Origin of the sequence: Myxococcus stipitatus DSM 14675, from assembly GCF_000331735.1 — a bacterium.
Taxonomy (GTDB): Bacteria; Myxococcota; Myxococcia; order Myxococcales; family Myxococcaceae; genus Myxococcus; species Myxococcus stipitatus.
In genome coordinates, this window is record NC_020126.1 from 6,123,577 (window position 1) to 6,150,461 (window position 26,885).

The 26,885-nt window shown below is 69.8% G+C and carries 12 protein-coding genes; all 12 read right to left on the reverse strand.

The window, feature by feature from the left end; all coding sequences use genetic code 11:
* Positions 1 to 47: 47 nt before the first annotated feature.
* The 12 genes from tssK to MYSTI_RS23740 all read right to left on the reverse strand — a co-directional run bounded on the left by tssK (position 48) and on the right by MYSTI_RS23740 (position 26,880).
* Positions 48 to 1,463 carry a type VI secretion system baseplate subunit TssK gene (tssK, locus tag MYSTI_RS23685; RefSeq protein ID WP_015350322.1) on the reverse strand — a complete coding sequence of 472 codons (1,416 nt, stop codon included), beginning with the start codon at positions 1,461 to 1,463 and terminating at the stop codon, positions 48 to 50.
* Complete coding sequence (gene tssJ / locus MYSTI_RS23690) at positions 1,460 to 2,029, reverse strand: type VI secretion system lipoprotein TssJ (protein WP_015350323.1); 570 nt, start codon at positions 2,027 to 2,029, stop codon at positions 1,460 to 1,462. The genes tssK and tssJ overlap by 4 nt, the downstream gene beginning before the upstream one ends.
* A gap of 194 nt (positions 2,030 to 2,223) precedes the next feature.
* Positions 2,224 to 3,180: an ACP S-malonyltransferase gene (fabD, locus tag MYSTI_RS23695; RefSeq protein ID WP_044900575.1), complete on the reverse strand. Its 957-nt coding sequence runs from the start codon at positions 3,178 to 3,180 to the stop codon at positions 2,224 to 2,226.
* A 42-nt stretch (positions 3,181 to 3,222) separates the two neighbouring features.
* Positions 3,223 to 4,815, reverse strand: a complete 1,593-nt coding sequence (locus tag MYSTI_RS23700) for a hypothetical protein (protein WP_015350325.1) — start codon at positions 4,813 to 4,815, stop codon at positions 3,223 to 3,225.
* 28 nt (positions 4,816 to 4,843) lie between these two features.
* Complete coding sequence (locus tag MYSTI_RS23705) at positions 4,844 to 8,695, reverse strand: polyketide synthase family protein (RefSeq protein WP_015350326.1); 3,852 nt, start codon at positions 8,693 to 8,695, stop codon at positions 4,844 to 4,846.
* 41 nt (positions 8,696 to 8,736) lie between these two features.
* Entirely contained in the window at positions 8,737 to 12,585 is a 3,849-nt protein-coding gene (locus MYSTI_RS23710; RefSeq protein ID WP_015350327.1) for a beta-ketoacyl synthase N-terminal-like domain-containing protein, read from the reverse strand.
* Positions 12,582 to 13,436, reverse strand: coding sequence for a polyketide synthase dehydratase domain-containing protein (locus MYSTI_RS23715; RefSeq protein ID WP_015350328.1), 855 nt, complete (start codon positions 13,434 to 13,436; stop codon positions 12,582 to 12,584). The genes MYSTI_RS23710 and MYSTI_RS23715 overlap by 4 nt, the downstream gene beginning before the upstream one ends.
* Positions 13,433 to 14,293 (reverse strand): 4'-phosphopantetheinyl transferase family protein, encoded by an 861-nt coding sequence (locus tag MYSTI_RS23720; RefSeq protein WP_015350329.1) that lies wholly within the window; start codon positions 14,291 to 14,293, stop codon positions 13,433 to 13,435. The genes MYSTI_RS23715 and MYSTI_RS23720 overlap by 4 nt, the downstream gene beginning before the upstream one ends.
* A complete protein-coding gene (locus tag MYSTI_RS23725; protein WP_015350330.1) occupies positions 14,280 to 17,144 on the reverse strand; it encodes a beta-ketoacyl [acyl carrier protein] synthase domain-containing protein in 2,865 nt (954 codons plus the stop codon). Before MYSTI_RS23725 ends, MYSTI_RS23720 begins: the two co-directional genes overlap by 14 nt.
* Positions 17,137 to 19,230: a C45 family autoproteolytic acyltransferase/hydrolase gene (locus tag MYSTI_RS23730; RefSeq protein ID WP_015350331.1), complete on the reverse strand. Its 2,094-nt coding sequence runs from the start codon at positions 19,228 to 19,230 to the stop codon at positions 17,137 to 17,139. Before MYSTI_RS23730 ends, MYSTI_RS23725 begins: the two co-directional genes overlap by 8 nt.
* Positions 19,220 to 22,666, reverse strand: a complete 3,447-nt coding sequence (locus MYSTI_RS23735) for a KR domain-containing protein (RefSeq protein ID WP_233277938.1) — start codon at positions 22,664 to 22,666, stop codon at positions 19,220 to 19,222. Before MYSTI_RS23735 ends, MYSTI_RS23730 begins: the two co-directional genes overlap by 11 nt.
* Positions 22,667 to 22,701: 35 nt before the next feature.
* Entirely contained in the window at positions 22,702 to 26,880 is a 4,179-nt protein-coding gene (locus tag MYSTI_RS23740) for a type I polyketide synthase (protein WP_015350333.1), read from the reverse strand.
* Positions 26,881 to 26,885 lie beyond the last annotated feature (5 nt).

Here is a 26,885-nt window from a genome sequence, read left to right on the forward strand (position 1 = left end):
ATGCAGTGACAACTGGGTGGTGGACAGCCCCCCGCCTCAACCCACTTCTAACGACTGACAGCGCTCTTCTTCGCCGAACTCCCGCCACCGTTCCCGTTGCTGCCCTGCCGGGGAACCGCGAGCAGCTCCAGCTTCGTCTTCGACGGCTCGAACGGACGCGGCAGGTAGATGGCCACGTTCTGCTCGGTGATGACGTTCTTCCAGTAGGGGTCGCCGCTCTCGAGCGAGAAGTACACGACGCCCGGCTTCACCGGCACCTCGGCGGGAGGGCGGAACGTCACCTCCACCGGCACGCCCGGCGCGGCGGCTTTGATGATGTCGCGAATCTCCACGAAGCTGGCGATCTTCGAGAGGTTCGGCAGGCTCTTGGCGACCTCCGCCTCCGGCAGGTCGCTGCGCACCGCGAGGATGAACTGCGCGGCCTTGAGGAAGCGCTCGTCCTCGAGCCGGCCCAGGTGCATGCCGTCCTTGCGGGACTCCAGCTGCACGGTGATGCACTGCTCGATGGCCACGACGTCCAGCAGCTTCTGGAGCAGCTGGAAGAGGCCGTCGAAGGTGGCGCGCAGGTTGTTGTACTGGAACTTGGGCAGGTCTCCCGGGTCCGCCTCCGCGGAGAACGTGGAGAGCTGTCCGGCGGCCTGGCACAGCAGCAGGTAGACCATCTGCGGGTTGAGGTCCGCGACCTCCACCACGTGGGCCACCTGCGGGATGAGGCCGTTGAGCGCGCTGAGCTGGAGGTACTTGGTCACATCCCCGGCCGAGAACTCCATCGCCGTGGCGTCGCGGTGACGGCGGCCCTCCGCCAGCTCGCGCTGCTTGCCCTGCATCGCCTTGAGGATCTGCCGCAGCCGGTCCAACACGTACGGCGACGCGGAGATGCGCAGGCACGGCGGGATGTAGTTGCTGGCGAGCGCCGCGGCGCCCGTCCTGTCCCGCACCAGCTCGGCGATCTTGATGACGTCGTAGTCCTCGCGCGGCTCCGTGCCGAAGAGCAGCTTGAGGTTGCGCTGCGCGAAGGACACCGGCACCACGGACTCCGCCGCCGCCAGGTCCGGCACGGAGCGGTTCACCAGGGAGAAGCGCGGCGACGTCGTGGACTCCTCGGTCGCGCCGTAGCTGGAGATGCCCTCCCGCTCACGCGCCACGCCCAGGAACACGTCCAGCGAGCGCTTGTTCGCGCTGAAGTGCTCCTCGATGGGCCGCGTCTGCGGGGCCTCGGGCTGGCCGCGCTCGAAGGACAGTGGCAGCCCGTCCGGCAGGATGCCCACGAAGCGCAGGAGCTGGAACTGGCCGGCCGCGAGCGCCTTCTCATCCACCTCCTGCTCCACCACGCCCCAGTCATACGGCGTCAGGGCGCCGAGCCGGGCCGCGAGCAACCCCTCGTGGTAGAGGTCCGCCTGCTGCAGGTGCTGGGGATTCATGAACATCCCCTCGGACCAGACAACACGTTGGGGCGTCTTCATCTGCGAGCCTCGCTCGAGCGGGCCTCGACACGGTAGTCCTCGATGAGGAAGCGCATCGACGCGTCACGCGCGGCGGTCTTCTTCGCGGGATCGCAGTCCTCTGGCTTCACCTGGGGCAGCCGCTCCACGGCCCGCCACACCTGTCCGGCGGGGCGCCTGAACACCCCCACCACGGCAAGGTAGCTCGCACCTGAAGTCCGACTGACTTCACGCGTCAATTGCTGGCCTGGCTCGAGGGTGAACTCATCCATGGCCAGCAAGTCCTCCTCCAGCACCTCCTTGGGACGCTGCCAGAGGTCCTGGAAGTCGGCGGCCTCCATGCGGCGAGAGCCTTTGAGCTGGAAGACCTGGACGTTCGTCGGGAGCGAGCGGCCCACGTCATCCGCGTTGAGGCGCGTGCTCGCGTCGAGATGCAGGACAAAAGGAGGAGGCTGCTCGCAAGTCGTCGGCGCGGGAGGGGTGTGCGCGCACGCCCCAACGACCAGACTCGAGAGCAGGACCGTACCCAGACAAGACCAGACGCAACTCCGCGCCCGTGGGCCGAAGCCCCCCCCACAAACCGGCATGGCACCCTCTCTCCGGAAGAAGCTTCGCGCCAGCTAAACGCTCACAACCTGCCACAAGCCCCCCATCAGTTCAAGACAGGGCAGATGTAGGTTTAAAGAAGTCCAAGAGAAGACAAGCCAGCGCACTTCCTCGAGAAATCCTTCCACGGCCCCTTGTTGCAAGGTGCCCCGCGTCAGGATTCACCCAGGGTCCGCTAGCCCTTGACAGGCGCCAGGTCGTTGAGGATCGAAGGATCCAGGAACGTCAGCGTCTGAAGTGTTGGCACGGTGCGGCGCGCGAGCGAGGACACGACCTTGCTGTCGCCGACCTCCAGCACGCGCGTCACGCCGAGGCTGGCGAGATTCCTCACGCACTGCATCCACAAGACGGGCGCGGTGAGCTGCTCCACCAAGGAGCGGCGGATGCAGACGAGTGTCTGGACTGACTTCGCCGTGGTGCTGAGGATCACCGGGCACCGGGGCATGCGGAGCCGGAGCCGCGCGACTTCGGCCCGCCAGTCCTCGTGAATCTGGGCCATCAAGGGTGAGTGGAAGGCGTGGCTCACCTCCAGCATCACGCAGTCCTTGGCGCCCGCGGCGAGCGCCAGGTCCTTGAAGCGCTCCAGCGCTCGCACGTCTCCGGAGAGCACGAACTGCTGGGGGCTGTTGTGGATGGCCACGACGGCCACGGCGTCCCGCGCGACCTCCTGACACAGCGCCTCCACCCGCGCCGCGTCCAGGCCCATGACGGCCACCATGCCGCCTGGGGTCGTCACGCTCGCCATGAGCTGGCCGCGCTTGCGCACCGCGCGGACCGCCTCCGCCAGCGGCAGGCATCCTGCGGCCACCAGGGCCGAGAACTCACCCACGCTGTGCCCCACGACCTGGGGTGGCTCGAGCCCCAACTCCTGGAGCTCCGCGAGGCACGCCACGCTCACCGTCACGATGGCGGGCTGTGCGTTCTGCGTCGCGGTCAGCGTCTCGAGCGGCCCCTCCAGGCAGAGCTTCGCGAGGTCGACGCCGATGGCCTCCGAGGCCTCCTCGAAGACGCGTCGGGCCGCGACGGAGCGCTCCCGCATCCGCCGCCCCATGCCCACCTTCTGCGAACCCTGTCCAGGGAAGAGCCACGCCCAACGCTCCCCTGCCCCACCACTCCGCGATGTGTCGTCCATGATGTCCATCCAGCGCGTGTCTCGAAGGGGTGCCGCGTGACGTCAGCTCGCGACCGGCAGCACCTGGGGCGCGGAGGCCAGATGCTCGACCTCGGCCAGCCACCGGTCACCGAACTCGCGCACCGTCTCGTCGTGCATCGTCGGCGAGAGGTACTCGACCACGCCGTGCACCTCGCCCCCGGAGTGGATGATGACGACGCCGATGCAGGGGCGCCCCGTGAGCGAGCCACGCACCAGGACCCGCTCGGTGCCAACGCCCTCCGGCAGGGCCAGCTCCTCGGGCTGGCGGATGGTGCTCACCAGCAGCGAGTAGTTGAACATGGACGGGTCCGCGTCGTTCTTGCGCAGCGCCGCCCGGAACATCCCCGGAGGCATCAGCGTCACCAGCCCCATGTTGACCATGAAGCCCACGGACTCCTCGAGGACCCGCATGCTCCGGATGGACTCGGACAAGCGCCGCTCCAGCCCGGGTGAGCGGATCTCCTCCGGGCGGGCGACGACCTGAAGCATCCCCAGGTAGTTGCCCAGACCGGACGGAATCCCCAGCGCGGCGCGGAGGTTCGTCGGCACGAAGGCCCTGAAGCGCTGGTCCGGTGCGCCGCGTGCCCGACGAAGTGAGTCGGCGGCGCGGAAGACGGCGCCCACCAGCAAGTCATTGCGGCTCACGCCTCGCGCGGTGGAGACCGCCTTCAAGCGCGTCCAGGTGTCGCCAGGGATGCGGAGCAGGTGGTGCCGCGTGTGCGTGGGGCGCGCGCCCGCGTCATCCGCGAGCACGGCCGAGGCGCCCTTGTCGGTGTCGCCCAAGGCGAAGTGCCGCCGCATCATCCGCAGCGTCCAGCCCAGCCCGCGAGAGCGCACCTGGTCTCGCAACCGCTGGCCTCCGTGCACCGGGGCGCGAGGCGTGAGCGGCATGCCCGCGCGCAGCTCGTTGTAGCGGCGCACGAGCAGGTCGAGCATCAAGAGCCCCCCTTCCCCATCCACCGCGCTGTGATGAACGGTGAGGCAGAGGCGAAAGCCCCCATCGGGCCGAGGCGCGTGAATCACCCGCCACGGCGGCAGGCGACGCAGGTCCATGGGCGCATCCAACGCGCGGGAGTCCTCCGCCTCGACGGGAAGCTCGGACCACGACAGCAGCGCCGTGGCATCCACCCAGGGGCGCTTCGCCACGAGCCGCGTGATGCCGAGCGGCGCCTCGCGCACGAACGAGCGGGCCAGGGGCACCTCCTTCAGCACGGCGGACACGGCGCGCTCCAGCGGCTCGCGCTCCAGCGGCGCGTCCATGTCCACGAAGTGGTGCGAGTTCATCCGCGTGCCGGGACCGTCCTGCAGATAGAAGTAGCGGTCCACGCCGTTCATGTTCAGCGCGTGGGACTCGGGCGCGAACGGAATCACCAGCAGCGCCAACACCGCGCCCACCAGCGGCAGCCCGTCGGGCGACACGAGCAACAGCAGACAGGAGGCCACGGCCAGCTCCACCAGGAGCCCGCGTCGAGGCACCCGCAGCAGGCTCAGCGCGCCCCACGCCAGGCCCAGGAAGGCCCCGCCGCCCAGACGCCAGGAGAGCACACACAACAAGAGGCCGGCCGCACGCGTCCCCCAGATGAACGGCGGATGAGTCGAAGGTGTCGATGACATGATGTGGTTCTCACGGGGACGCGACGAATCAAGCCCGCCCCTGCATTCCGTTCAGGCGACCATCGATGATGTGTTTGAGCACGGGCCCCAGGTGACCCAGGACGCTCAGCCGGAGTCCATCGAGCTCGACGAAGACCTGGCGAGTCCGGGGATGGAAGGCCACCGCACGGACCCGCGCGATGCCGTCCTGTGCTCCCAGATAGGTGCTGTGGACCGCGATCTCCTCGCCCACGGGCAGCGGCGCATGCAGCCGCATGCGGTCCACTCCCTCCGGGAGCACCAGGGACTCGAGTGAGTAGTACGCGGTCATCCCCGCGGCGTGAGTGATGGCGTCCAGCGCCATCGGTCCCACGAGGAAGCGCGGCGAGGAGGTGAAGGAGAACAGGTCCTCCAGTTGCTCCTGCATCACCCATCCCGCCTGCTGCGTGGGCGACAAGACGCGCAGGTGGCGGCAGCCCTGCATCCGGGGTCCGAGGTGGACTCCCTCTCCCCGGTTGTAGAGCGAGCGGAAGTCCTGGCGGCCCTCGGTCGAGCAGAGCGCCGCCGTCGCGGAGTCCACGCGCATGGCCTCCTGCTCGTGAACGCCACGCCGCGCCTCGAGGATGACCGCCCCCGTGTGGAGCTTGCGGCGAACAGGCGGCAGGTCCGCGCGGGGCCGCAGCTCCATCTCCACCTGGAGCGCGATGCTCACGCGTCCAGCCGCATCCGCCTTCCCTGCCCTGGCGGTGATGACCAGTCGCGTGGTCCGCCCCTCCCAGACCTTGGCCGCCTGGTGGAAGCGAACCCCTTCCAATCCCGTCACCTCGAGCCCGGGGCGAAGCAACTGCGCCACCTCGGCCATCAGCTCCACGCCGAAGGTGCCAGGGAGCACCGCGACGTCGTTGACCCGGTGCTCGCGCAGGTAGCGGTCCGTCTCGAGGCTCAGCTCCCGCACCGCCGTCAGCGTGTCCTCCGTGCGCTCCACCACCGCCCCCACCATGGGGAAGGAGGCGGGAGTCAGCGCCGCGTCGTCTCCGCGCCGGACGTACTCCTCCACCACCACGTGGTAGTTGGTGCCACCCATGCCGAACGCGCTGAGGCCAGCCCTGCGAGGGCCTCCTCCAGCGGGCGCGGCCCAGGGCTTCGCCTCCGTGATGACCTCGAATGGCAGGGTGTCCCAGGCGAGGTCCGGGTTCGGGCGCTCGAAGTTGATCTGCGGGGGAAGCACGCGGTGCTCCAGGCTCTTCAAGACCTTGATGAGGTTGATGACACCGGCCGCCGAGTGCAGGTGACCAATCATCGACTTCACCGAGCCGATCCCCACCGAGCGCGGCGCGAGCCCGCGCATGACCTGCGAGTAGGTGGAGATCTCCGTGAAGTCCCCCACGGGCGTCGCGGTGCCATGGCACTCGATGTACTGGATGGACGTGGGCGCGACGTCCGCGCGCTCCATCGCGCGACGGACCGCCAGCTCCTGTCCCACGGGGTTCGGCGCGAGCAGCGACTTGCCCTTTCCATCGCTCGACGACCCGACGCCCTTGATGACGCCCAGGATGGTGTCGCCATCGCGCTCCGCGTCCTTCAATCGCTTGAGCACCACCACCCCCGCGCCCTCGCCCGGGATGAACCCGGAGGCGTCCGCGTCGAAGGGACGGCTCCCCGAGCCGCTCACCCCTCGGAACGTGCAGTTGATGGCATACAGGTCGGGCTCCAGGTCCGAGAAGGCGCCACCCGCCAGCACCACGTCCGAGAGCCCCAGCTGGAGATTCTCCACGCCCGATTCGATGGCCGCGAGCGACGAAGCACAGGTGCTCTCGAAGATGCCCGTGGCGCCCTTGAAGCCATACACATGGGCGATGAGCGTGGCCTCCGAGCTGCCCGCGTAGCCCGCATGGGTATAGGGCGTCATCGGCGCCATGCGTGCCTTGAAGTTCCCCTCGGCCGCGCGGGCGACCTGGTCGGCCGTTTCAGGCGCCAACCCGTGCTCCTGGAGCACCCTCCGGAAGAGCGTGTCCATCTCGACGTAGCTGATGCGCAGCTCGACCTGCCGCTCGCGCAGGCGCCCGGGCATGTCCGCCATGAAGACGGACGTCCGCAGTGGAGCCTTCTGCGGCGCGGTCGTCTTGCGCAGCGCCTCCGCCGCGGCCGTCAGTGCGAAGAGGTGCGAGCGGTCCAGCTGGGCCGCCAGGGTCGGCGGAATGAGGAAGGACTTCTCATCGAACTGGAAGCCCTCGATGAACCCTCCGAGCGGGCAGTAGATCTTCCCCATCTCCCCCTCGGGGCCGAGGTACCGGTCGATGTCGAAGCGGTCCTTCGGCACCCGGACGATGTGGTTCTTCTTCGCCAGCACGTTCTCGTAGAACGTGTCGCTGTCCATCGCGCCAGGGGCGAGGACGCCGTAGGACACGACCGCGACGGGCTCTCGCTTCGGCGCGGGCCCCAGCGTCGCGACCAGCCGCGCGTGGTACTCCGGGACGAACTCCTCCAGCGTGAGGTGGTAGGCCTGTCCTCCCATCGCCAGGGAGTTCACCCCCGCGCGGCGCGGGGTTCCGTCCGCGGGGGCCTTCCACTGCGCGGGCTCGGCGAGGAGCTGGAAGGGGGAGCCTTGCGCACGCAGCTCCTCACGCGGCTGACGCACATGCCCTTGCGCAGGGAGCGTCTGGTGCTTCAAGGCCATCAGCGTGCGCACGAGCCCCGGCATCGTCGACGCCGACAGCAGATAGCCGACCATGTTCTTCGTCGAGCCGATGGTCAGGCTCCGAGGCGCATGGCTCGCGAACACCTTCTGCATCGCCGTGATCTCGGACGCCTCGAGGAACTCCACCCCGTTGGCGTGGCACTCCAGGTACTGCACCGTCTCGGGGGAGTACCCTGCGAGCTCGTACGCGCGCTGCGCCGCCCGGACCTGCGCATCCAGCGGCGGGCTGATCAACGCGCCTCGACGCCCGTCGTTCGCGCCGCTGATGCCTCGGATGACGCCGAGGATGGAGTCTCCCTGCTTCAGCGCGTCCTCCAAGCGCCGCAGCACGAAGAAGCCCGTGCCCTCTCCCAGGAGCGTCCCGTCCGCGTCGGCATCGAAGGGACGCGGTTGGGCATCGCGCGTCAGCAGCCGCATCCGCTCGAAGGTGACGAAGGGCGCGGGCGTCAGATAGGGGCTGGTGCCGCCCACCAGCGCGACGTCGTAGTCCCCCAGCGTGAGCCCGTTGACCGCGCACTCCAGCGCGGACAGCACGGAGGAGCACGCCGAGTTCACGACGAAGTGCGGCCCCTTCAAGTCGAACAAGGAGCAGGCCCGGCCCAGCGACAGGCTCATGCCGGAGACGTTGCCTCGGGTGAACTCGCGATGGCAGACCTCGTGGAACGCGCGCTCCGCGGCCTCCAGGATGCGACGCCGCGCCTCCTCCGGGAGCCCCGAGCCCTCCACCGCCGCCTCGACCGCCGCCGTCAGCTTGGGCCGGTGCCAGAGGAAGGGGTGGATGACACGCGGGTCGTAGCCCATCTCCGAGCCCCCCATGATGACGGCGGTGCGCTCACGGGGAAACGGCCGCTCCAGCAGGCGCGCGTCCGCGAGGGCCCGGCGAATCGCCTCCACCGTGTACAGCTCACAGCGGTGGAGCTCGTCGAGCATCTTCGGCCCGACCTTGTACTCACGCCAGGGCAGCTCCAGCTCGTTGAAGAACGACGCCCGCCACACCTCGCCCTTCTCCGTGTCGGAGGAGTCCTTGCTGTAGAAGCTCTCCCACCGGAACCGCGACGAAGGCACCTGCGCGAACCGAGGCGTCCCTTCCGTGATGTAGCGCCAGAGCTGCTCTGGCGTTTCGGCGCCCGCCACCAGGCATGAAGCGCCGATGATGGCGATGGGCGTGGACGTTCGGGTCGCTGACTGGGTTTCCGTCGTCATCTCACATGCTCTTCATGAAAAGTGCTTCCAGGCCGGAGCGCTCAGGCGCGCTCGGCGGATGGCAGCAACCGGTGAACGTCACTGAAGGCCCACAAGCGCTGGAAGCGCTCGACCTCGCTCGCGCCAGCGGGATGCCGGGCATGCACCACCTGCTCGGAGATGCCGGGCATGGACTCGAGACATGCGGCCAGCGCCTCGCCGGAGCCCGCCTCGAGGAACACGCGCACGCCGTCTTCGTACAGGCGGCGCACATGCTGCTGGAACCGCGTGGGCTGCGCGTCCAGCAAGGCCAGGTGGCGCGCGAGGAAGCCCTCCTGGAGTGAGGTCTCGTAGTAGCGGCCATGCACCGCGGACAGGACCGCCACCTCCGGCGCGCCCCAGGCAAGACGCACCAGTCCCTCCCGGAGGATCCGCAGCGCGCTCGCGCTGGGAATCGGGGGGACCGGGCCCATGCGCGGCTCTCCCCGAGACCGCAAGGACAACGCATGCACCGCGTCCTTCAGCGTGAGCATTCCACTCGCGACGAGCGCGCTGTACTCCCCTGTCCCCTCTCCCAACAGGATGTCGACGCGAAGCCCGCGTGCACGCATCAGCCGGAAGTACGCGACGCCGGACACGACCTCGGCCACGTCGCGCTCGAGGCCGTCGCGCGGGTCGGTGACTTCCTCGAAGGCCGACGACGCCTCTTGGAGCGTGTCTCGAACCTCGGGATAGCGCGCCGCGAGCGGCTGGAGATCGTCCGCCGACGACACGCCTCGACTCGGGAAGACCCAGGCCACCTTCTGCTCATGCAGCCGACGCGAGTCCCGGGCGTCGTAGAAGAAGAGACCTTGCTCTCGCAGCACCGACTCGGAGGCTCCGGCCAACGCATCCCGCGCACGCGCCAACGCCCGCTGGGCCGCCACTCCCGACGGCAGCGCCACGGCGAAGCGGCACGGCGCCCGCCCGTCCTCGGGAGACCTTGGCGCGCGTCGGCGCTCACGCAGGAGGTGCTCGACCTTCGAGAGCACCTCCCCTCTCGCCGTCCCGTGCAGGCTCAGCACGGAGGCCGCCGGCACATGCTCCTCCACGACCGCGTGGAAGCTGGTGCCCCCCAAGCCCAGGGACGTCACGCCCGCGCGGCGGACCCCGTGCTCCTGGGGCTCCCAGCGCTCGGGCACGGTGGGCACCCGGAATGGCAGTTCCTGCCAGGGGATGGCCGGGTTGGGCGTCGCGAAGGTCGCATTGGGAGGCACCTTCCCGTGGTGCAGGGCCAGCGCGACCTTGAGCAGCGACGCGGCCCCCGCTCCGGAGTTCAGGTGCCCCAGGTTCGACTTGATGGAGCCGAGGAGGACCTGCCTTCCCTCTCGGCGGCGACCGAAGACCGCACGGTACGTCTCCACCTCGACGGGGTCTCCCACCGGGGTTCCCGTGCCGTGCCCCTCCAGGTACTGGATGTCCTCCGGCGAGACGCCCGCCTTCGCCACGGCCCCGCGCACCGCCTGGGCCTGCCCCTCCGAGGACGGCGCCCAGATGGACGCGCTCTTCGGGTCCGTCGCGCCAGCAACCGCGCGAATCACCGCGTAGATGCGGTCGCCCGCCGCCTCCGCATCCGAGAGGCGCTTGAGCGCGAGCATCGCCGCGCCTTCGCTCGTCACATACCCATCCGCCCGCGCATCGAAGGGAAAGGAGCCGTTCTGCGACAGCCCGCCGAACGAGCACCACTGCGTCATCGCGTCCACGCCCAGCGTCGCGTACATGCCGCCCGCGAGCACCAGGTCACACTCGCGCGTGTGCAGAAAATTGGCGGCGATATCCACGGCCGCCAGGCTGGAGGCACACGCGGACTCCACCATCATCGCCGGCCCCTGGAAGTCCAGGTGATGGGCGACACGCGCCACCGCGAGGCTGCCCAGGTAGCCGGGCAGTGTCCGCGCGTCGATGGGAGGCAGCTCTCGCTTGTACTCCGCCTCCACCTCGTCGCGGATGCGCCGCGCCTCCCCTTCGCCGACGCCCCGCTTCCGCAGCTGCGCCGCGAGCCGTCCATCGAACTCCGCGTAGTACACCCGCGCCTGCGTCAGGAACTCCCGCTCCAGCGGCGGCATGTAGCCCATGACGATGCCGACGCGCCGCGGGTCCACGCTCCCCGGTGCATGCCCGGCGTCGTCCAGCGCCTGCAACGCGGAACGCATCGTCCAGCTCTGGCCCCGGTCTGTCTGTGCCGCGACCTCGGCGGGGACGCGGATGCGGTCCTGCGGCCAGCTCCCATCGACGACGTAGCCCGCGAGGTTGGTGTAGGGCCGGGCCTTGCTCTTGCGCGTCGGGTCCAGGTAGCGCGAGGTCTCCGCCCGCTCGGGAGGAATCGCGCCGATGGCGCTGCGCTTCTCCAGCAGGTTGTCCCAGAGCTGCTCGACATCCCTCGCGCCCGGAAAGATGCCTCCCAATCCGACGATGGCGATGGGCTCCGGAGGACGCGGTGGAGGCAAGGTGGCCGCGAGCCGCGTGTGCTCCGCCTTGGAGAACTCCTCGAGCGTCAGGTGATAGCTCAGCCCGCCCATCCCGAACGCGCTGACCGACGCCCGCCGAGCGCCCGCCGCCACCGCGGGCCAGGGCGTCAGCTCCGTCGAGCTGTGGAACGGCGCGGTGCGCAGGTCCTGGACCTCGGCGCTGTGTCTCGGCGGAAGCGACTTGTGGAACAGCGACAGCGAGGCCTTCAACAACGCCGCGGCTCCCGAGGCCGCCTGGAGGTGCCCCGTCAGCTCCTTCACCGCGCCCAACATCACGCGAGACGACGCCGCCTCTTCGCTCCAGAGCGCTCGCAAGCTCGCGAGCTCGGTCGCGTCCTCCTCGGGGATACCCGAGCCATGGCACTCCACGTACTGCACGTCCCGAGGCCCATAGCCCGCATGCGCATACGCCTCGCGCAGGGCCCGGAGCTGGCCTGTCGTGCGCGGAGACAGGAGCGAGGGGCTCGCACCCTCGGAGGCCGCGCCGATGCCTCGGATGACCGCGTAGACCTTCGCGCCCGAAGCCACCGCGTCCTCCAGGCGGCGCAGGACGAACACGCCGACCCCTTCCCCCAGGAGCGTGCCGCTCGAGCGGGAGTCGAACGGCGCCAGCACGGAGGACGTCCCCAGGACCCCGTGCTTGCTGAACGCGACCAGGTCATGCGGCGTCAGCAACTGGCTGCAACCCGCCGCCAGCACCACGTCACAGTCGCTGGAGTTGAGCTGCTGGCTCGCGCTCTGGATGGCCGCGAGCGAGGACGCATTCCCCGCGTCGACCGTGAAGTGCGCGCCGCGCAGGTCGAAAAGCTTGGCGACACGGCCCGCCCAGATGCTGCTGAACGAAGCGGTCGCCTCCGTCTCGCTCGTCCCCGTCAGCTCCGCTTGGAGCTGCGAGGTGAGCACCTCCGCCAGCTCCGCCGCCACTCCCGGGTGACGCGAGGCCAACGTCTCCGACAAGGACAGCGAGCGCAGCATGTCCACGAGCCGCGTGTGGACCCGGCATCCCGGGCGCAGGCCGCCTCCCGACGAGCCCAGCACCAGGCCGACCCGCTCCGGCGGCACGCCCACCATGGCCCCCCGAGCATCCTCGAGCGCCTGCGACGTGGCATCGATGAACGCAATCTGCACGCGATGCATGTCCCGCAGGACCTTGGGCGGGATGAGGTACTTCCAGGAGTCCAGCACCAGCTCGTCCACGAGTGCGCCGTGGCGGCACTGTGTGCGGTCGGGGGTGGCCGGCGCGGCGTCGTAGTACCAGTCCGGGCGGAACTCCCGCTCGTTCAGCACGCCCAGCGCGGAGCCGCCCTGCGTGACGCGTGACCAGAACGCCTCCACGCTGTTCGACTTGGGGAAGACACACCCCATGCCCACGATGGCCACCGGACGGAAGCGCACCGGACTCATGGGACCTCCCGCACGGTGAACCCGTGGAAGAGCGCCACCAAACGGCCATCCAGGTCCCACGAGACGACATGGAAGGTCAGCCGTCCTTCCCGCGCCTCCGTCATCCGCGCGAACACCTGGACCTCGCCGGAGGGAATCGAGTGCAGCTCCGCGGAGGCCAGCTCCAGCGGGAGGACGGTCCGCTCGCGCGCCAGCACGCCCAACGAGAAGCCGACGTGGAGGATGGCGTTGAGCAGCGACGCGGGCCACCCCGGCTCATCCGCGTCCAACCTCCACCCGCTCGCCGAGCCCCCTGGCGGCACGACGGTGGCGAGGAGCTGCCTGGGCGCCGGCTGCCGATATCGTCGGCCCGCGAGGAACGAGGGCCCGTGCTGAATCTCTCGCGGCAGCCGATACAGCTCCGCGTAGTCCGCCGCGCCGGTGAAGTCCAAGCACGGGAACCGCGCGGACTGCGCGACGCGTTCTCCCATGCGCACGTTCCCTCGCGCATGGGTCCTGTGGATGCGCGGGAAGCCCTCGCGAGGCGGGGCCATGCTCGAGGAGATGCCCACGGAGACGTGATGCGGGTCCGAGCACTCCGCCGCGACAGCGAACTCGAGGGCCCGTGTGTCCTTGAAGTGCGCCGCCTGGACGAAGCTCACATCCTGGACGCCAAGCACCTGGTGGTCCGGCAGCACGCGGTGCGCCGCCTGGGTCATCAAGCCCACCAGGTACGCGGCGGGAAACACCGGCTTGCTCTCCACGACATGGTCCAAGAGGTACGGGTCCGAGCGGAGGTCCACGCCGCGCTCGAAGCGCCAGCTCCCATCACACGCCACCACGTTCCCCAACGAGGGTCCGTTCCGCGTCATCGCGAGGCCTCCCTCAGCACGGACGGTCGCGACTCCACCCTCCACGGATGCGCCTCGCGGGCATCGTGCAGGACCGCCAGCGCATACCCCTGCCCCACCACGAGCAGTCCCGTGACACCCGCCTCCTGGGCGCCAGGCACCTTCAACTGGACGAGCCTGACGAACGCATCGGGCCCATCCGTCAACGGCGCCAGGTGCACCTGCCGGTCGCGCGTCACCGTCCAGCCGTCGAAGGTCACCTGCTGGAGCGCGGCGCGCAGCCCGTGCCCCGAGCACTTCACCAGCGCTTCCTTGAGACACCACCCCAGGCTCGACACCTCATCGAGCGTCCGTCCCTCTACCCGGGCCTGCTGCTCGAGCCACGCCCGCTCCACGTCGGTGAAGGCCTCCTCCTGGAACGCGGCGGACCGGGGCGCCACACGCTCCAGGTCCACCCCCACACGTCCGCTGCTCGCCACCACCGCGAGCGCGAGCCCATGCGAATGGGAGATCGACACATCGCAGGACGGCACCCCCGCCGGGAGCTGCGCCACGGGGCGCCCTTCTTGCGGCCCCGCCATCATCTGGGTGAGCCCCAGCTCGCGGGCCTCCAGGAAGTACCCTTGCCCCCGCAGATGGGAGAGCAGCGCGAGCTTCGCGGCGACGCGCCCGGCGAGATGGGCCAGCCTCCGCTCCAGCACGACATGCATTCCGCTCGCGGCGATCTCCGCGGGCGTCAGCACTCGCGAGATGGGGCCATCGGGCTGGATGGGCCAGGCTCGACGCACGGAGGACAACGGCACCACCGCCACGGTGACGCGCTGCCCTCCCGGCAGTCCGACCTTCACCACCTCCACGCTGAAGTCAGGGGGATTCACGGTGCTCTTCGAGGATGAGGTGGTAGTTGGTTCCGCCAAAGCCATACGCATTCACGGCCGCGCGCCGAGGTCCGTCTTCCGCTCGCCAGGGGCGCGCCTCTCGCGGGAAGACGAGCGGGCCCTCGCAGGCCACCAGGCGCGGGTTCAACGGGGCCTCGGTGAAGCTCGATGGGAAGATGCCGCGCTGGAGCGCGAACACCGTCCGGATGACGCCCGCCCCGGCTGACGCGATGTAGGAATGGCCGATCAGGGGCTTGAGCGCCCCGAGCGCCACGGGCTGCTCGGGCCGTCCGTAGACGCCCAGCAAGGCCTCCGCCTCCGGGAGGTCCCCCTCCAACATTCCACTGCCGTGGGCTTCGACGTACTGGATGTCCGTGGGCTCGACGCCGCCGTCCTGGAGCGCGCGCCGCATGGCCAGTTCCTGCCCTCGTGCCTGGCTCGCGAAGATGGACTTGCCGCGTCCATCCGTCGAGCCACCCACGCCCCGAATCACGGCGTGAATCCGGTCTCCGTCCTTCTTCGCGTCCGAGCGCCGCTTCAACACGAAGACGCCGCAGCCCTCTCCATGGACGAAGCCATCCGCGTCCGTGGTGAATGGCCGAGTCACGCCCTTCGACGAGATGGTCTCGACGAAGCACATGCTCACGCAGAACGGGGCCGTGATGCTCGACCACACGCCGCCCACCACCGCCACGTCCCAGCGCCCGTCACGCAGGCCCTGGACCGCCAGGCTCAGCGCCGCGAGCGTCGAGGCACACGCGGACTCCACCGTGAACGCGGGCCCTCGTGCATCCAGTGCGCGCGCCACACGAGTCGCGGGCGCACTGTTGAGGATCCCCGGAAGCGTATGGGCCGAGGCCGCGGGGGTCCCCGCCTGGAAGGACTGGCGTGCCTCCGCGATGAGGCGCTCCGCCGCGTCTCCCGAGAGCCCCACCCGGCCCAGCACCTGACGATAGAGGCTGGCGAGCTCGGGGAAGGCCAGCCGTGTCTCGACCTGGGTCTCCCGGTCGTTTCCCGGCGAGGTGGCCACGATGACCGCCGTGCGCTCCGACGGAAGCACGCGACGCTCCCCATAACCCGCGTCGTCCATCGCGGCCTTCGCGACCTCCAAGGTCCAGCGCTGCGACCTGTCCATCTCCGACACCGCGCTGGGCGGGAGTCCGAACTCCGGCGGGAGGACCGGCGCATCCGGCACCTGGCCCGCCTTGGGGGTGTAGACCCGGAAGAAGGCGTCCCGACCGCTCCCTCGCGCTCGTGTCGGGTCGTGGTAGAGCGACACGGGCCAGCGAGACTCGGGGATGTCCGTCACCGCGCCGCGGCCCTGGAGACTGTTCTCCCAGAGGGCCTCCGGCGTGGAGGCCCCTGGGTACTTGCAGGCGAACCCCACGATGGCGATGGGGTCCACCTCGGAGGCTCGCGGCGCGCGCTTCACGACGGAGGGCCGAGGCACCTCCGGCAGGTACTCCTCCAGCACCGCATGAGCCGCGGCGCCGCCGAAGCCCGCCGAATGGACCGCCGCGCATCGAGGCCCCCGCGAGGGCCAGTCCTTCCGCGCGCTGATGTCGAACGGCGTGTCCTTCAGCACGAGGTCCGGGTGCCACGTCTGGAAGGAGCGCTGCGGCACGAGGCTGCGCTCGCGAAGCATCAGGACGACCTTGAGCAGCGCCGCGAGCCCCGATGCCGTCTGCAGGTCACCCACCGACTCCGCGACGGCTCCCAGCGACACCTGCCGGGCTTCTCGATACGCACCGCCCAGCCCGGTGATGAGATGACCATCCCAGGCGGGCACGCCGGTCGCCCCCGTCTCCAGGAAGGAGACCGAGGAGACCGGGACATCGGCTCGGCGCAGGGCCTCTCGCGCGGCGTGATGATGGGCGCGAGGGTCCGTCCCCGTCAGCGCGGGGCCCGCGCCCCGGTTCACGCCCGCCACGCCTCGCAGCACCGCCTGGATGGGGTCACCATCCCTGCGCGCGGCCTCCAGCGGCTTGAGCAGCAACATCACCGCGCCCTCGCCCAGCGCGGTGCCGTCCGCCCGGGCATCGAGCGGGAACACGCCTCGCGTCGAGAGCCGCCGCAGCTTGCCGTGCAGCACCGAGTCCATCGGCGACAAGGCGGGGCTCGCCGCGCCCACCAAGGCCATGTCCCACTCACCGCTCATCAGCCCCTGGACCGCCGACTCCAGCGCGGCCAGACCTGAAGCGGCGTGCGCGTCCACGCAGAAGTGCGGGCCGTGCAGGTCGAACAGGCTGCAGACCCGCCCCAGCACCGGGCTCGTGAAGCCCCAGAACGCCCAGTCCTCCGAGCGGTCGATGTGCTGCTGGACGAGCTCCGACTCCAGCTCTCGAGTGACCTGCTCCGCCTGCGCCGGAGTGAGCTGGCTCCACGCCGGAGCCGCGCGCGCGGCACTCAGCAGCTCCGGGAGGCGCCACTTCGTGTTGAACCCCACGTTGCTCTTGCGCCCCATGCCACTGGAGCCGGCAATCACCGCGACGCGGTCTCGCGCGAAGGCCCGCTCGGGGGTGTAGCCCGCGCTCGTCATCGCCTGGAAGGCGGCCTCGAGCACCATCATCTCCATGGAGTGCAGCAGCCGCGTCTCGATGGGCGGGACCTTGAACTTCTTCCAGTCGAAGCGCAGCCCCTCGACGGGCGCGCCGAGGAACGAGTACGTGCGGTCCACCGCGCCCGGGTCATCGCCGCCGTACTGGCTCCAGTCCCAGCGCGCGCCCGACAGGTGACGCACGGCCACGTGCCCGGATTGGAGGTTGCGCCAATAGGTTGGCACGTCGGGCGCGTCCGGCAGGACACATCCCGTCCCGATGATGGCGATGGGCTCCTGGCGAAGACTACCCATGGGCGCGCCTCTCGAAGACTCGCGGATGGAGCACCCCGGACGGGTCCAGGGCGGTTCTCAGGTACGCCTTCTGCTCCGGCGAATAGGCATCCACGCTGATGGAGCAGTAGTCGTGGGCCTCCAGGCAGACGTTCCCCTCCGCGTCCCAGAGGGTGAAGTCGTAGAAGATGAGCTCGCCCACCTCGCGGTTGAGCCGCGCCAGACACCACAGCCGCTCACCGGGCCTCGGCGTCCGGCCCAACACCAGCCGGTGCGCCCCCTTCGGAACAGGGGCCCGGAGGTTGTGCAGGATGCCCAGCGTCCCCGCGAGCTGGAAGCAGCCATCGAGGACGAAGGGATTGAGCCAGAAGCGCGCCCAGGGAATCGACGTGAAGCAAGACGTCGGCTCGGGGATGCGCAGGCTCGCGACCGCCTCCGTCGCGTGCGGGTAGCTGATCCAATCCACGATGCGGAACGGAGGCCCCACGTGGAAGTACGCGTCCTGCACGTAGGAGCGGCTGAAGGGCAGCTCCCCGTCCACGCCTCGGGCCGCACCGAATCCCTGGGGCACCTTCCGGAGAGGGCGCTCGCCCAGGTGAACCTCCGCGCGGTAGTGCAGCACGTCCGAGCGCAGCACCGCGCCCCTGGGATTCAGCAGGTCCGAGTACGCGGAGACCTCGAAGCCCTCTCGCGTCCGCACGGCGCGGACACACGCTTGCGTCGGGCGCTCGGGGCGGACGCGGATGAACTTCTCCAGCGAGACACCGCGAACCTCGCGGACGGCGTCTCCCCCCGCGACCGCCGCGACCTCGGCGAGCCACTCGATGGCCGATGCACCCGGCAACACGGGGATACCATTGACCCGGTGCTCGGTGAGGTAGGCGTCCTCATCGAGCGCGAACATGCGCACCCAGCCATCGCGCTCACGCTCCGTTCCCTGCATGGGGAACGAGCCTCGCTCCTCTTCGTCCACCCGCGCGGGCGCGCCGAGGAACAAGGGCGCGAGCTGGATGCGCCGACGCGGGGCCCGCGCGGCCGGAACGCTCCCCGCCGCGAAGTCCAGGGTCAGCGTCGCGGGCTCGTAGACCATGCTCAAGGCGTTGTCCGCCCGGCAGATGGTCTTCATCGACGGTGACGCCGCCTCCTCGCCACAGTCGCGCAGGAAGTCCACCGCGGTGTCCAGCGTGATGCCGCCCCAGTGCCCTTGGACCAGCTGCTCCAGCCGCCGGTAGCGATGCAGGGAGTCCTCCTGCATGTCCTGCAACATCTCCAGGGCCACGGCCTCGTGTCCTCGGGCCGCCTTGTGCGCGACCCGGAGGTGATTGGTGGAGACGATGAAGTCCCGCTCCGGATGCGCCGTGTACTGCCCCGAGTTCCGCCCCACCTGCTCCCAGACCATCGACGCGCCCGAGCGGTGGCTCATCATGAGGTTCCAGCTCCCGCCGCGCGGCAGCCCCTCCAGCACCGCCCGCGCCTCGTCGAGCGTGCGCGCTCGCGACAGCACCTCGCGGTTCTGGAACGTGAGCGGGTAGAACGTGCGGGGGTCCAGCGGCGCCACGGGAACATTCACCCCCAGGCTCAACCCCTCGGCGTTCATGCCCGAGCACACCCCCAGCGCCACCGGCCAGAAGGTGACCGACGCGAAGGGGATGCGCCCCTCGAGCCGATAGACGATGCACGTGGGCCGCAGGAACTTCGCCAGCGACGCGTAGGGCACATCCAGGTTGTGGCCGTGCAGGACCTTCCCGCCCACCGTCGCGCGCCCGAAGGCCGCGAACTGCGAGCACCCGAGGGGAGCCCCCGACAGGATGTCCAACACCAGCGTGTGGTAGAGGATGGTCTCTTCCGGAAAGCCGCTCGCCTCCGCGACGCCGCGCACCTCTTCGTGGATGTCCTCGGGCAGCAGCGCCGCGAGCGTCTCCAGACGCCCGCGCAGGGCCTGCTCCGTCGTGCCGATCAGCTCGAGCATCGGCAGGATGGCCTCGTCCTCGACGGCGACGGCGCGAGCAATCTCCTCCCGCATGAGGGAGCCGTACTGCCGGCCCACCTCATAGGGGCGGCCCGACAGGACCACCAACGGGAGCGACCCGCCTGTGTCAGATGGCATAGCGGGTTCCGCCAGCGTCCTGACTGACCACCCTGGGCGCCGCCTGCTCGTACCGAGGCAGGTTCAAGGTCTCGAACGTCCTGTCGTCGGCGATGACCACTTCGCCCGCGGAGCCCCCGCGCAGGAGCTCCTCGACGAACCAGTACGCCCCTTCGTCGATGTGGATGACGCAGATGCCCATGGCGCGCAGGCGCTCCTGGTAGTCCGCGTTGTTCTCCACGATGCCGGCGCCCACCCACACCGGCCAGTCGATGGTCACACTCCGCACCCCAGGCCGCAGCTCGCCGTAGACGAGGCCCGCCTTGGCGACGAGGTAGTTCGCCAGCGAGTAGTCCGTCTGCCCCTTGTTGCCATAGCGGCCACTGCCCGAGCCGAAGTTGATGAAGAACTGGAGCTTGTCGTTCCAGGTCTCCTGCACGAGCACGCGCCACAGGTGGGCCTTGGACGCCAGCGTCCGGACGAACGCGTCCGAGGACTTCATCGGGAGGCTCTTCGACTCCTCGATGGTCGCGCCGTGCACGATGCCGTCGATGCGACCGTAGTCCCGGCGCACCTGCGCGAGCAGGCTCCGGACGGCGCCCACGTCCGTCATGTCGCAGACCTTGTACTCGAGCGAGATGCCCTGCTTGCGGCAGTCCTCGAGGTTCCGATGCAGCTCGCGCCGGTTCGCCACGTCGGAGTCGAAGACCCGGCGCGCCTGCACCGGCGTCGCCCCCGGATGCTCCGCCAGGTAGCGCTTGAGGAAGCTCATCCGGTACGCGGGAAGCTCCGCCTCCGGCACCTTCAGCCACTCCTCCTCCCCCCGAGGAGGCACCGTGCGCCCGGTGATGATGACGCGGGCCCCGGTCACCTTCGCGAGCAGCTTCGCGCAGGGATAGACCACGCCACGCCCTCCTCCCGAAACCACCACCACGGAGCCGGGCTTGATGTTCACCGGCGCCGCCGCGAGGGACGTCTCGATGTCGCGGAAGACGTAGCGACGGCCTCCGGAGTAGCCGACCTCCACGTCGCGGTCATTGCAGACCAGCTCGCTCCAGATCTGCCGCGCCCAGAGGGCGGAGTCCTGGATGTCCAGGTCCACCACCTTGCAGCGCGCGTTGAGCCGCTCCCGCCTCAAGCACTTGACGAAGCCACCCGCCGCGCCCGCCAGGGGGATGCGCCCCTGCGCGTTGGTGTGTCCGAAGAAGCCACCGCCCGCGGTCGCCACGAGGAACCAGCCGCCTCCTGGAATCTCCTGGATGCGGTCGTAGACGGCGACACCCGCCTGGAAGAGCCCCAGCGAGAAGGTGTTCAGCGTGGAGGACCAGGCCGCCACCTCCTGGTCCATCAGCTTGGGCGCCAGCGACGCGGTGTGGAGCAGGATGAGCCCATCGAGCGGCTGCGTCTCCTGGAGCTGCTCGAGGCGCTGCCCCACGCCCTCCGGCTGGCTCCAATCCAGCGACACACCCTCCTGGGAGCCCGCCTCCGAGGACAGGATGACGACCTGCGCCCCCGCCGCCTCCAGCAGCTTCGCCAGGGTCTTGTAGCTGCCCTGCGAGTCGGTGGTGAGGCCCAGCGTCTTGCCCTTCAGGTGCGCGACGGTCCGCACATCCGCCTGCACCTCCAGCGCGACCGGGTGGACCTCATATCGCTTGCCCGCGAACTGGGACGGAGGCGTCGCGGCCTGGACGGGGGCGTGCAACCGGCCCTCGAGGTGCTCGGCCAGCTTCCGCAAGGACGCCGTGTCACCCGAGGCCTCGCAGCGCGCGATGAAGCGGCGCACGTCCTCGGCGCTCGGCGCGCTCGGCTCCGGGGCCTGCGCCGCCCCTGCCGAGGCCTGGGCATGCGCCACCAGGTACTCGGACATCTTCTGGAGGGTGTTGTAGTGGCGCACCCGGAACTTCTCGTTGCGCGCCACCCCGAACTTCTCGCGAGCCAGGGCGAAGGCCTCGAGCTGGGTGACGGTGTCGATGCCCAGGTCCACCTCCAGGTCCAGGTTCGGATGGATGAGCTCGATGTTGTAGCCCGTCTTCGCCTGGAGCACGGTGACCAGGTACGACTGCACCTCCTCCGCCGAGAAGCTCGAGGACACCGTCGTCACTTCCCGAGGCATCGGGCGCGCGGGGACCAGCGCCACCGGCGCCGGCGTCGCGGGAGCGGATAACGCCGCCGCGGGGGCCTTGCCGGTCAGGTACTTCACCATCTTGTTCAGCGTGTTGTGGTCGCGGAGCCGGAAGTTCTCGTCCTTCTCCACGTTCAGGTGCACTCGCGCCATCGCGAACGCTTCCACCTGCTTCACCGTGTCGATTCCCAGGTCCGCTTCCAGATCCAGGTCCGCTTCCAGCATCTCCGCCGGGTAGCCCGTGCGCTCCACCAGCGCGCCCACCAGCAGCTTCATCACGTCCGTCGCCACGGGCGCGGTCTCCACCACTGGCGCGGGAGCGGGCACGGGTGCGGGCGCGGCGACGGGCGGCACGCCGTTGGCCACCTGCGCGGGAGCCCTGGCCACCAGGTACTCCGCCATCTTCTGGAGGGTGTTGTAGTGGCGCACCCGGAACTTGTCGTCCCGCGCGACACCGTGAGTCGTCCGCGCGTGGGCGAAGACCTCGACCTGCGTGACGGTGTCGATGCCCAGGTCCACCTCCAGGTCCAGCTTCGGCTGGAGGATGTCCAGGGTGTATCCCGTCTTCGCCGCCATCGCGGCCCGCAGGAACTCCACGACCCCGTCGACCGTCGACGCCGCGCTCGCTCCGGGAGCCACCTCGACCGCCGGCACGGGCACGGGCACGGGCGCGGGTGCCGTCGCCGCCGCGGGGGCCTTGCCGGTCAGGTACTTCACCATCTTGTTCAGCGTGTTGTGGTCGCGGAGCCGGAAGTTCTCGTCCTTCTCCACGCTCAGGTGCACTCGCGCCATCGCGAACGCTTCCACCTGCTTCACCGTGTCGATTCCCAGGTCCGCTTCCAGATCCAGGTCCGCTTCCAGCATCTCCGCCGGATAGCCCGTGCGCTCCACCAGCGCGCCCACCAGCAGCTTCATCACGTCCGCCGCCACGGGCGCGGAGCCCTTCGGCGCGTCGACCACGGGAGCGATGACCGGCGTCACGTCCCTGGCGTCCAGCCGGGCCAGCGCGCCGCGTGTCTCCTCGAGGAGGGTCTCCAGGACGGGGCGCTCATTCCGCTCCGCGCAACCATCGACAAAGGCCAGCACCTGCTCCAGCGACATCTCGACTTGCATCTGCACGGGCACTCCAGGGGACTGAGACTTCACGAGACCTTCAGCGATGCTCGACACCGTCGTGCCCTCCACCGTGGACCGCGACGGGAGCTGGAGCTTGTTCTCGACGGAGGCCACGGCTCCCTGGACCTCCTCGGGGGTCAGCCCCAGCTCATCGACGAGCCGGACGTGAGGAGAGAAGAGCTCGGGCACGTAGCCCGTCATCTCGACCAACGCGGTCACGAGCTCCTGTTGAACCGCGGATTGAGGGGGGGTGTTCATCGGGAGTCCTGATGACCGAGCAGACGGTGGGCGAAACCAAAGGCGAGAAGCCGATGGAACTGCTCGACCTCTCCAAGCTTGGGGTGATTGCTGGCTTGGGCCTGGTACGGCAGACCCTTCAGCGTCGATTGGATGAACGCGGTCAGCGACCACTTGGGCCCGGCTTCGATGAAGAGCCGCGTGCCTTCGTCGTGAAGCCGACGCACATGCTGTCCGAACCGAACAGGCAGCACATATTGCAGCGCGAGGTGTCGGGCCATGAACCGCGCATCCGAGGCCGTCGCGTAGTAGCGCCCGTGCACACTGGAGAGCACCGGCAGCTTCGGCGCGTTCCAGGGGAGCGACTCCAGCTCCGCGCGAAGCACGGGGACGGCGCCCGCGATGAGCTGCGAGTGGTAGGCGTGCGACACGGGAAGCACCCGGACCTCGAAGGCGTTCTCCCGGCACCAGCGGGCGACGGTCTCGACCGCGCGCCCCTCTCCCGCGACGATGCCCTGCCCCGGCGCGTTCTCCGCGGCCACCGTCACGTACCCACCCGCCTGGGGCAGGAACTCGCGGAGCTTGTCGAAGTCGCCGCTGACGCTCAGCATCTGCCCCGACGACGCGGACGCAGGCAGCCGCGTCACCGCGAGCGTGCGCCGGTAGATGGCACGCAGCGCATGCTCGAACGAGAGCACGCCGCTGGCGACGAGCGCCGCGTACTCACCCGCGCTCTGCCCCAACAGCACATCGACCCGGAGTCCCTGCTCGCGGATGAGCCGGTAGAGCGCCACGTTCGCCACGAAGACCGCCGCGTGGACCGTGTCGTCATCCTGCCGATAGGTGTCCTCCGTCCCCGGTGGCACCCAGAACGTCCGGGAGAGCGGCTGCCCCGTCAGCGCGGAGAAGACCTCGTCCGCCTCCGCGATGGTGCGCGAGACGACCGGATACTCCGCCGCCAGCTCCCGCAGCATGTTCGCGTACTGAGGCCCCTGCCCCGGGAAGACCGCGGCCACCTTCCCCGTGTGCAGTTGGCGCTCGTCGCGGCTGTCGTAGAAGTAGATGCCCTGCTCCGGCAGGCTCGGCGAGCCCGTCCCCGCCAGCAGCGTGCGCGCGCGCTCCAGCGCCTTCCGCGCGGCCTGCCCCCGAGGCAAGGTCATCGCCAGACGGCACGGCAGCGACGACTCCCCCCAGGTCCCTCGCAGGTCCAGCCCCGGCTCCTTCTCGAGCCACTGGAGCCGCTGCTCCACCTGCTGGAGGAGGTGCTCACGGCTCGTGCCGGTGAGCGCCAGGTACGGAGAACGCTCGGCCTCGGAGGTGCCCCCTCGCGGCGGGCGCGGCCCTGCCCTCGACGGATACTCTTCGACGACGGCGTGGAAGCTCGTGCCTCCCAGGCCGAAGGACGTCACGCCCGCGCGCCGGAGCCCGGGGCCCTTCAGCTCCCAGGGCCGCGCCTCCGTCGGCACCTCGAAGGACACCTGCTCCCAGGGGATGCGCGGGCTGGGGCTCTCGAAGCCGATGTTGGGCGGGACCTGCTTGTGGTGCAGCGCCAGCGCGACCTTGGTCAGCGCCACGGCCCCGGCCCCGGAGTTCAAGTGGCCGACGTTCGACTTCACCGAGCCCAGGAGCAGCTTCCCCTCGGACGGCGCCCGACCGTAGACGGCTTGATAGGTCTGCACCTCGATGGGGTCCCCCACGGGCGTGCCCGTGCCGTGGCCCTCCACGTACTGGACCTCCGAGGGCTTCACGCCCGCCTTCTCCACGGCCCGGCGCACGGCCTGGACCTGCCCTTCCGAGGACGGCGCCCAGATGGAGGCGTTCTTCGGGTCCGTGGCTCCCGCCACCGAGCGCACCACCGCGTAGATGCGGTCTCCCGCGGCCTCCGCGTCGGACAAGCGCTTCACGGCGATGAGCGCCGCGCCCTCGCTCGAGATGTAGCCGTCGGCCCGCGCGTCGAACGGGAAGGAGCCCTTCTGTGACAGCCCCCCGAAGGAGCAGCACTGGCTCAGGGCATCCACGCCCAGCGACGCGTACATGCCGCCCACGAGCACCAGGTCGCACTGCCGCGTGCGCAGCTGGTTCATGGAGATGTCCAGCGCCGCCAGGCTGGAGGCACACGCGCTCTCCACCATCAGCATGGGCCCCTGGAGGTCCAGGTGATGCGCGACGCGCCCCACGGACAGGCTGCCCAGGTACCCCAGCAAGGTGTCTTCGGTGATGGGCGGAAGCTCGCTCTTGTAGAGCCGCTCGCACGTCTCCCGCAGGCGCGCCGAGGTGGCCTCGTCGATGCCCTGGCGCCGGAGCTGCTCCGCGAGCCGGGCGTCGAACTCCGCGTAGTACACGCGGGCCTGCGTCTGGAACTCGCGCTCGAGCGGAGGCAGGTAGCCCATCACCACGCCGATGCGAGCAGGGTCCACGCTCCGCTGGCTCGTCCCCATGTCGGAGAGGGCTTGCAGGGCCGCCTTCATCGTCCAGCTGTGGCCCCGGTCGATCTGCGAGGCCATCTTCGGCGGGACCCGGACCTGCTCCTGGGGCCACGCGCCATCGACGATGTAGCCCGCGAGGTTGGTGTAGGGCCGGACCTTGCTCTGCCGCGTCGGGTCCAGGTAGCGGTCGATGGGCGCGCGCTCGGTGGGAATCTCCCCGATGGCGCAGCGCTTGTTCAGCAGGTTCTCCCAGAGCGCTTGCGCGGTGCCCGCCTGGGGAAAGACGCCGCCCAGGCCCACGATGGCGATGGGCTCCGCGACCTGGAGCGCGGGGAGCGTCCGCGCCAGCGCCGAGTGATACGCCTGGGAGAACTCCTCCAGCGTCACGTGGTAGTTGATGCCGCCGAAGCTGAACGCGCTGACCGCCGCACGGCGTGGACCGTGCGCGGACTCCGGCCACGGCGCGGCCTGGTTCGAGAGGTAGAAGGGGCTCTGCTCCAGGTCGATTCCCTCCGCCGACGCCTGGAACGAGTGCTGCGGAAGCAGGACCTTGTGGTGCAGCGCGAGGGTGGCCTTCATGAGCCCCGCCGCCCCCGCCGCCGCCTGCAGGTGGCCCGTCAGCTCCTTCACCCCTCCCAGCCGGACGCTCCCGGCCGCCAGCCCTCCACCGAAGACCTCCTTCAGGCTCTGGAACTCGGTGACGTCGCCCAGGATGGTGCCCGTGGCGTGGCACTCCACGTACCGCACGCAGGAAGGCCCGTAGCCCGCCTGCTCATAGGCCCGGCGCATCGCGAGGACCTGCCCCCGGGAGTTGGGCGCCATGAGCGACTTGCCCCGCCCGTCCGACGCCGCGCCGATGCCGCGCAGGACCGCATAGACCTTCTCTCCCCCCGCCAGCGCGTCCTCCAGGCGCCGCAGGACGAAGACACCGACGCCCTCGCCCAGCAGCGTCCCGCTGGCCCGGCGATCAAACGGCGCCAGCGTCGAGACAGACAGACCTCCCAGCTTGCTGAAGGCGACCAGGTCATGCGGCGTCAGGAGTTGGCTGCACCCCGCGGCCAGCGCGACGTCACAATCCCCCGCGTTGAGCTGGGCACACGCCGTCTGGAGGGCCGCCAGCGTGGAGGCATAGCCCGCGTCCACCGTGGCGTGAGGCCCTCGGATGTTGAAGAGCTTGGCGGCCCGCCCGACCCACACACTGCTGAAGGACGCGATGGCTTCATCCTCGGTGATTCCCGCCATCTCCTGCTCGACCTGTCGGACGGTCGCCGCCCTCAGCGCCTCGGCCGCCGCCGGGTCCAGGGACGTTTCCTTCAGGGCCCGTGAAAGACAGGCGTCCATATCCAGGAGGCGCGTGCGGACCCGCGTGTCCGGACGAAGCCCGCCCCCCAGCGAGCCCAGGGTGAAGCCCACCCGCTCCGGGGCGACCCGGTCCATCACGTTCCGAGAATCCGTGAGCGCCTGCGCGGTCGCCTCCAGGAACGCGAGCTGCGTCCGGTGCATGTCCTGCGCGACCTTGGGAGGAATTCGATACTTCCGATAGTCGAGCTTCAGCTCGTCCAGCGGGGCAGCATGTCTGCAATAGGTCCGGTCCGCGGCGGCTCTGTCCGCGTCGTAATATCCATCCCGTCGCAATTCGCGCTCATCCAGCTCACGAATGGCGGTGGGCCCCGTCTGCAACCGCTCCCAGAATGCCTCGGGGTCAGTCGCTTTTGGGAACACGGCACCCATGCCGACAATGGCAATCGGCCGGAAACGCAACTCCTCCATGACAC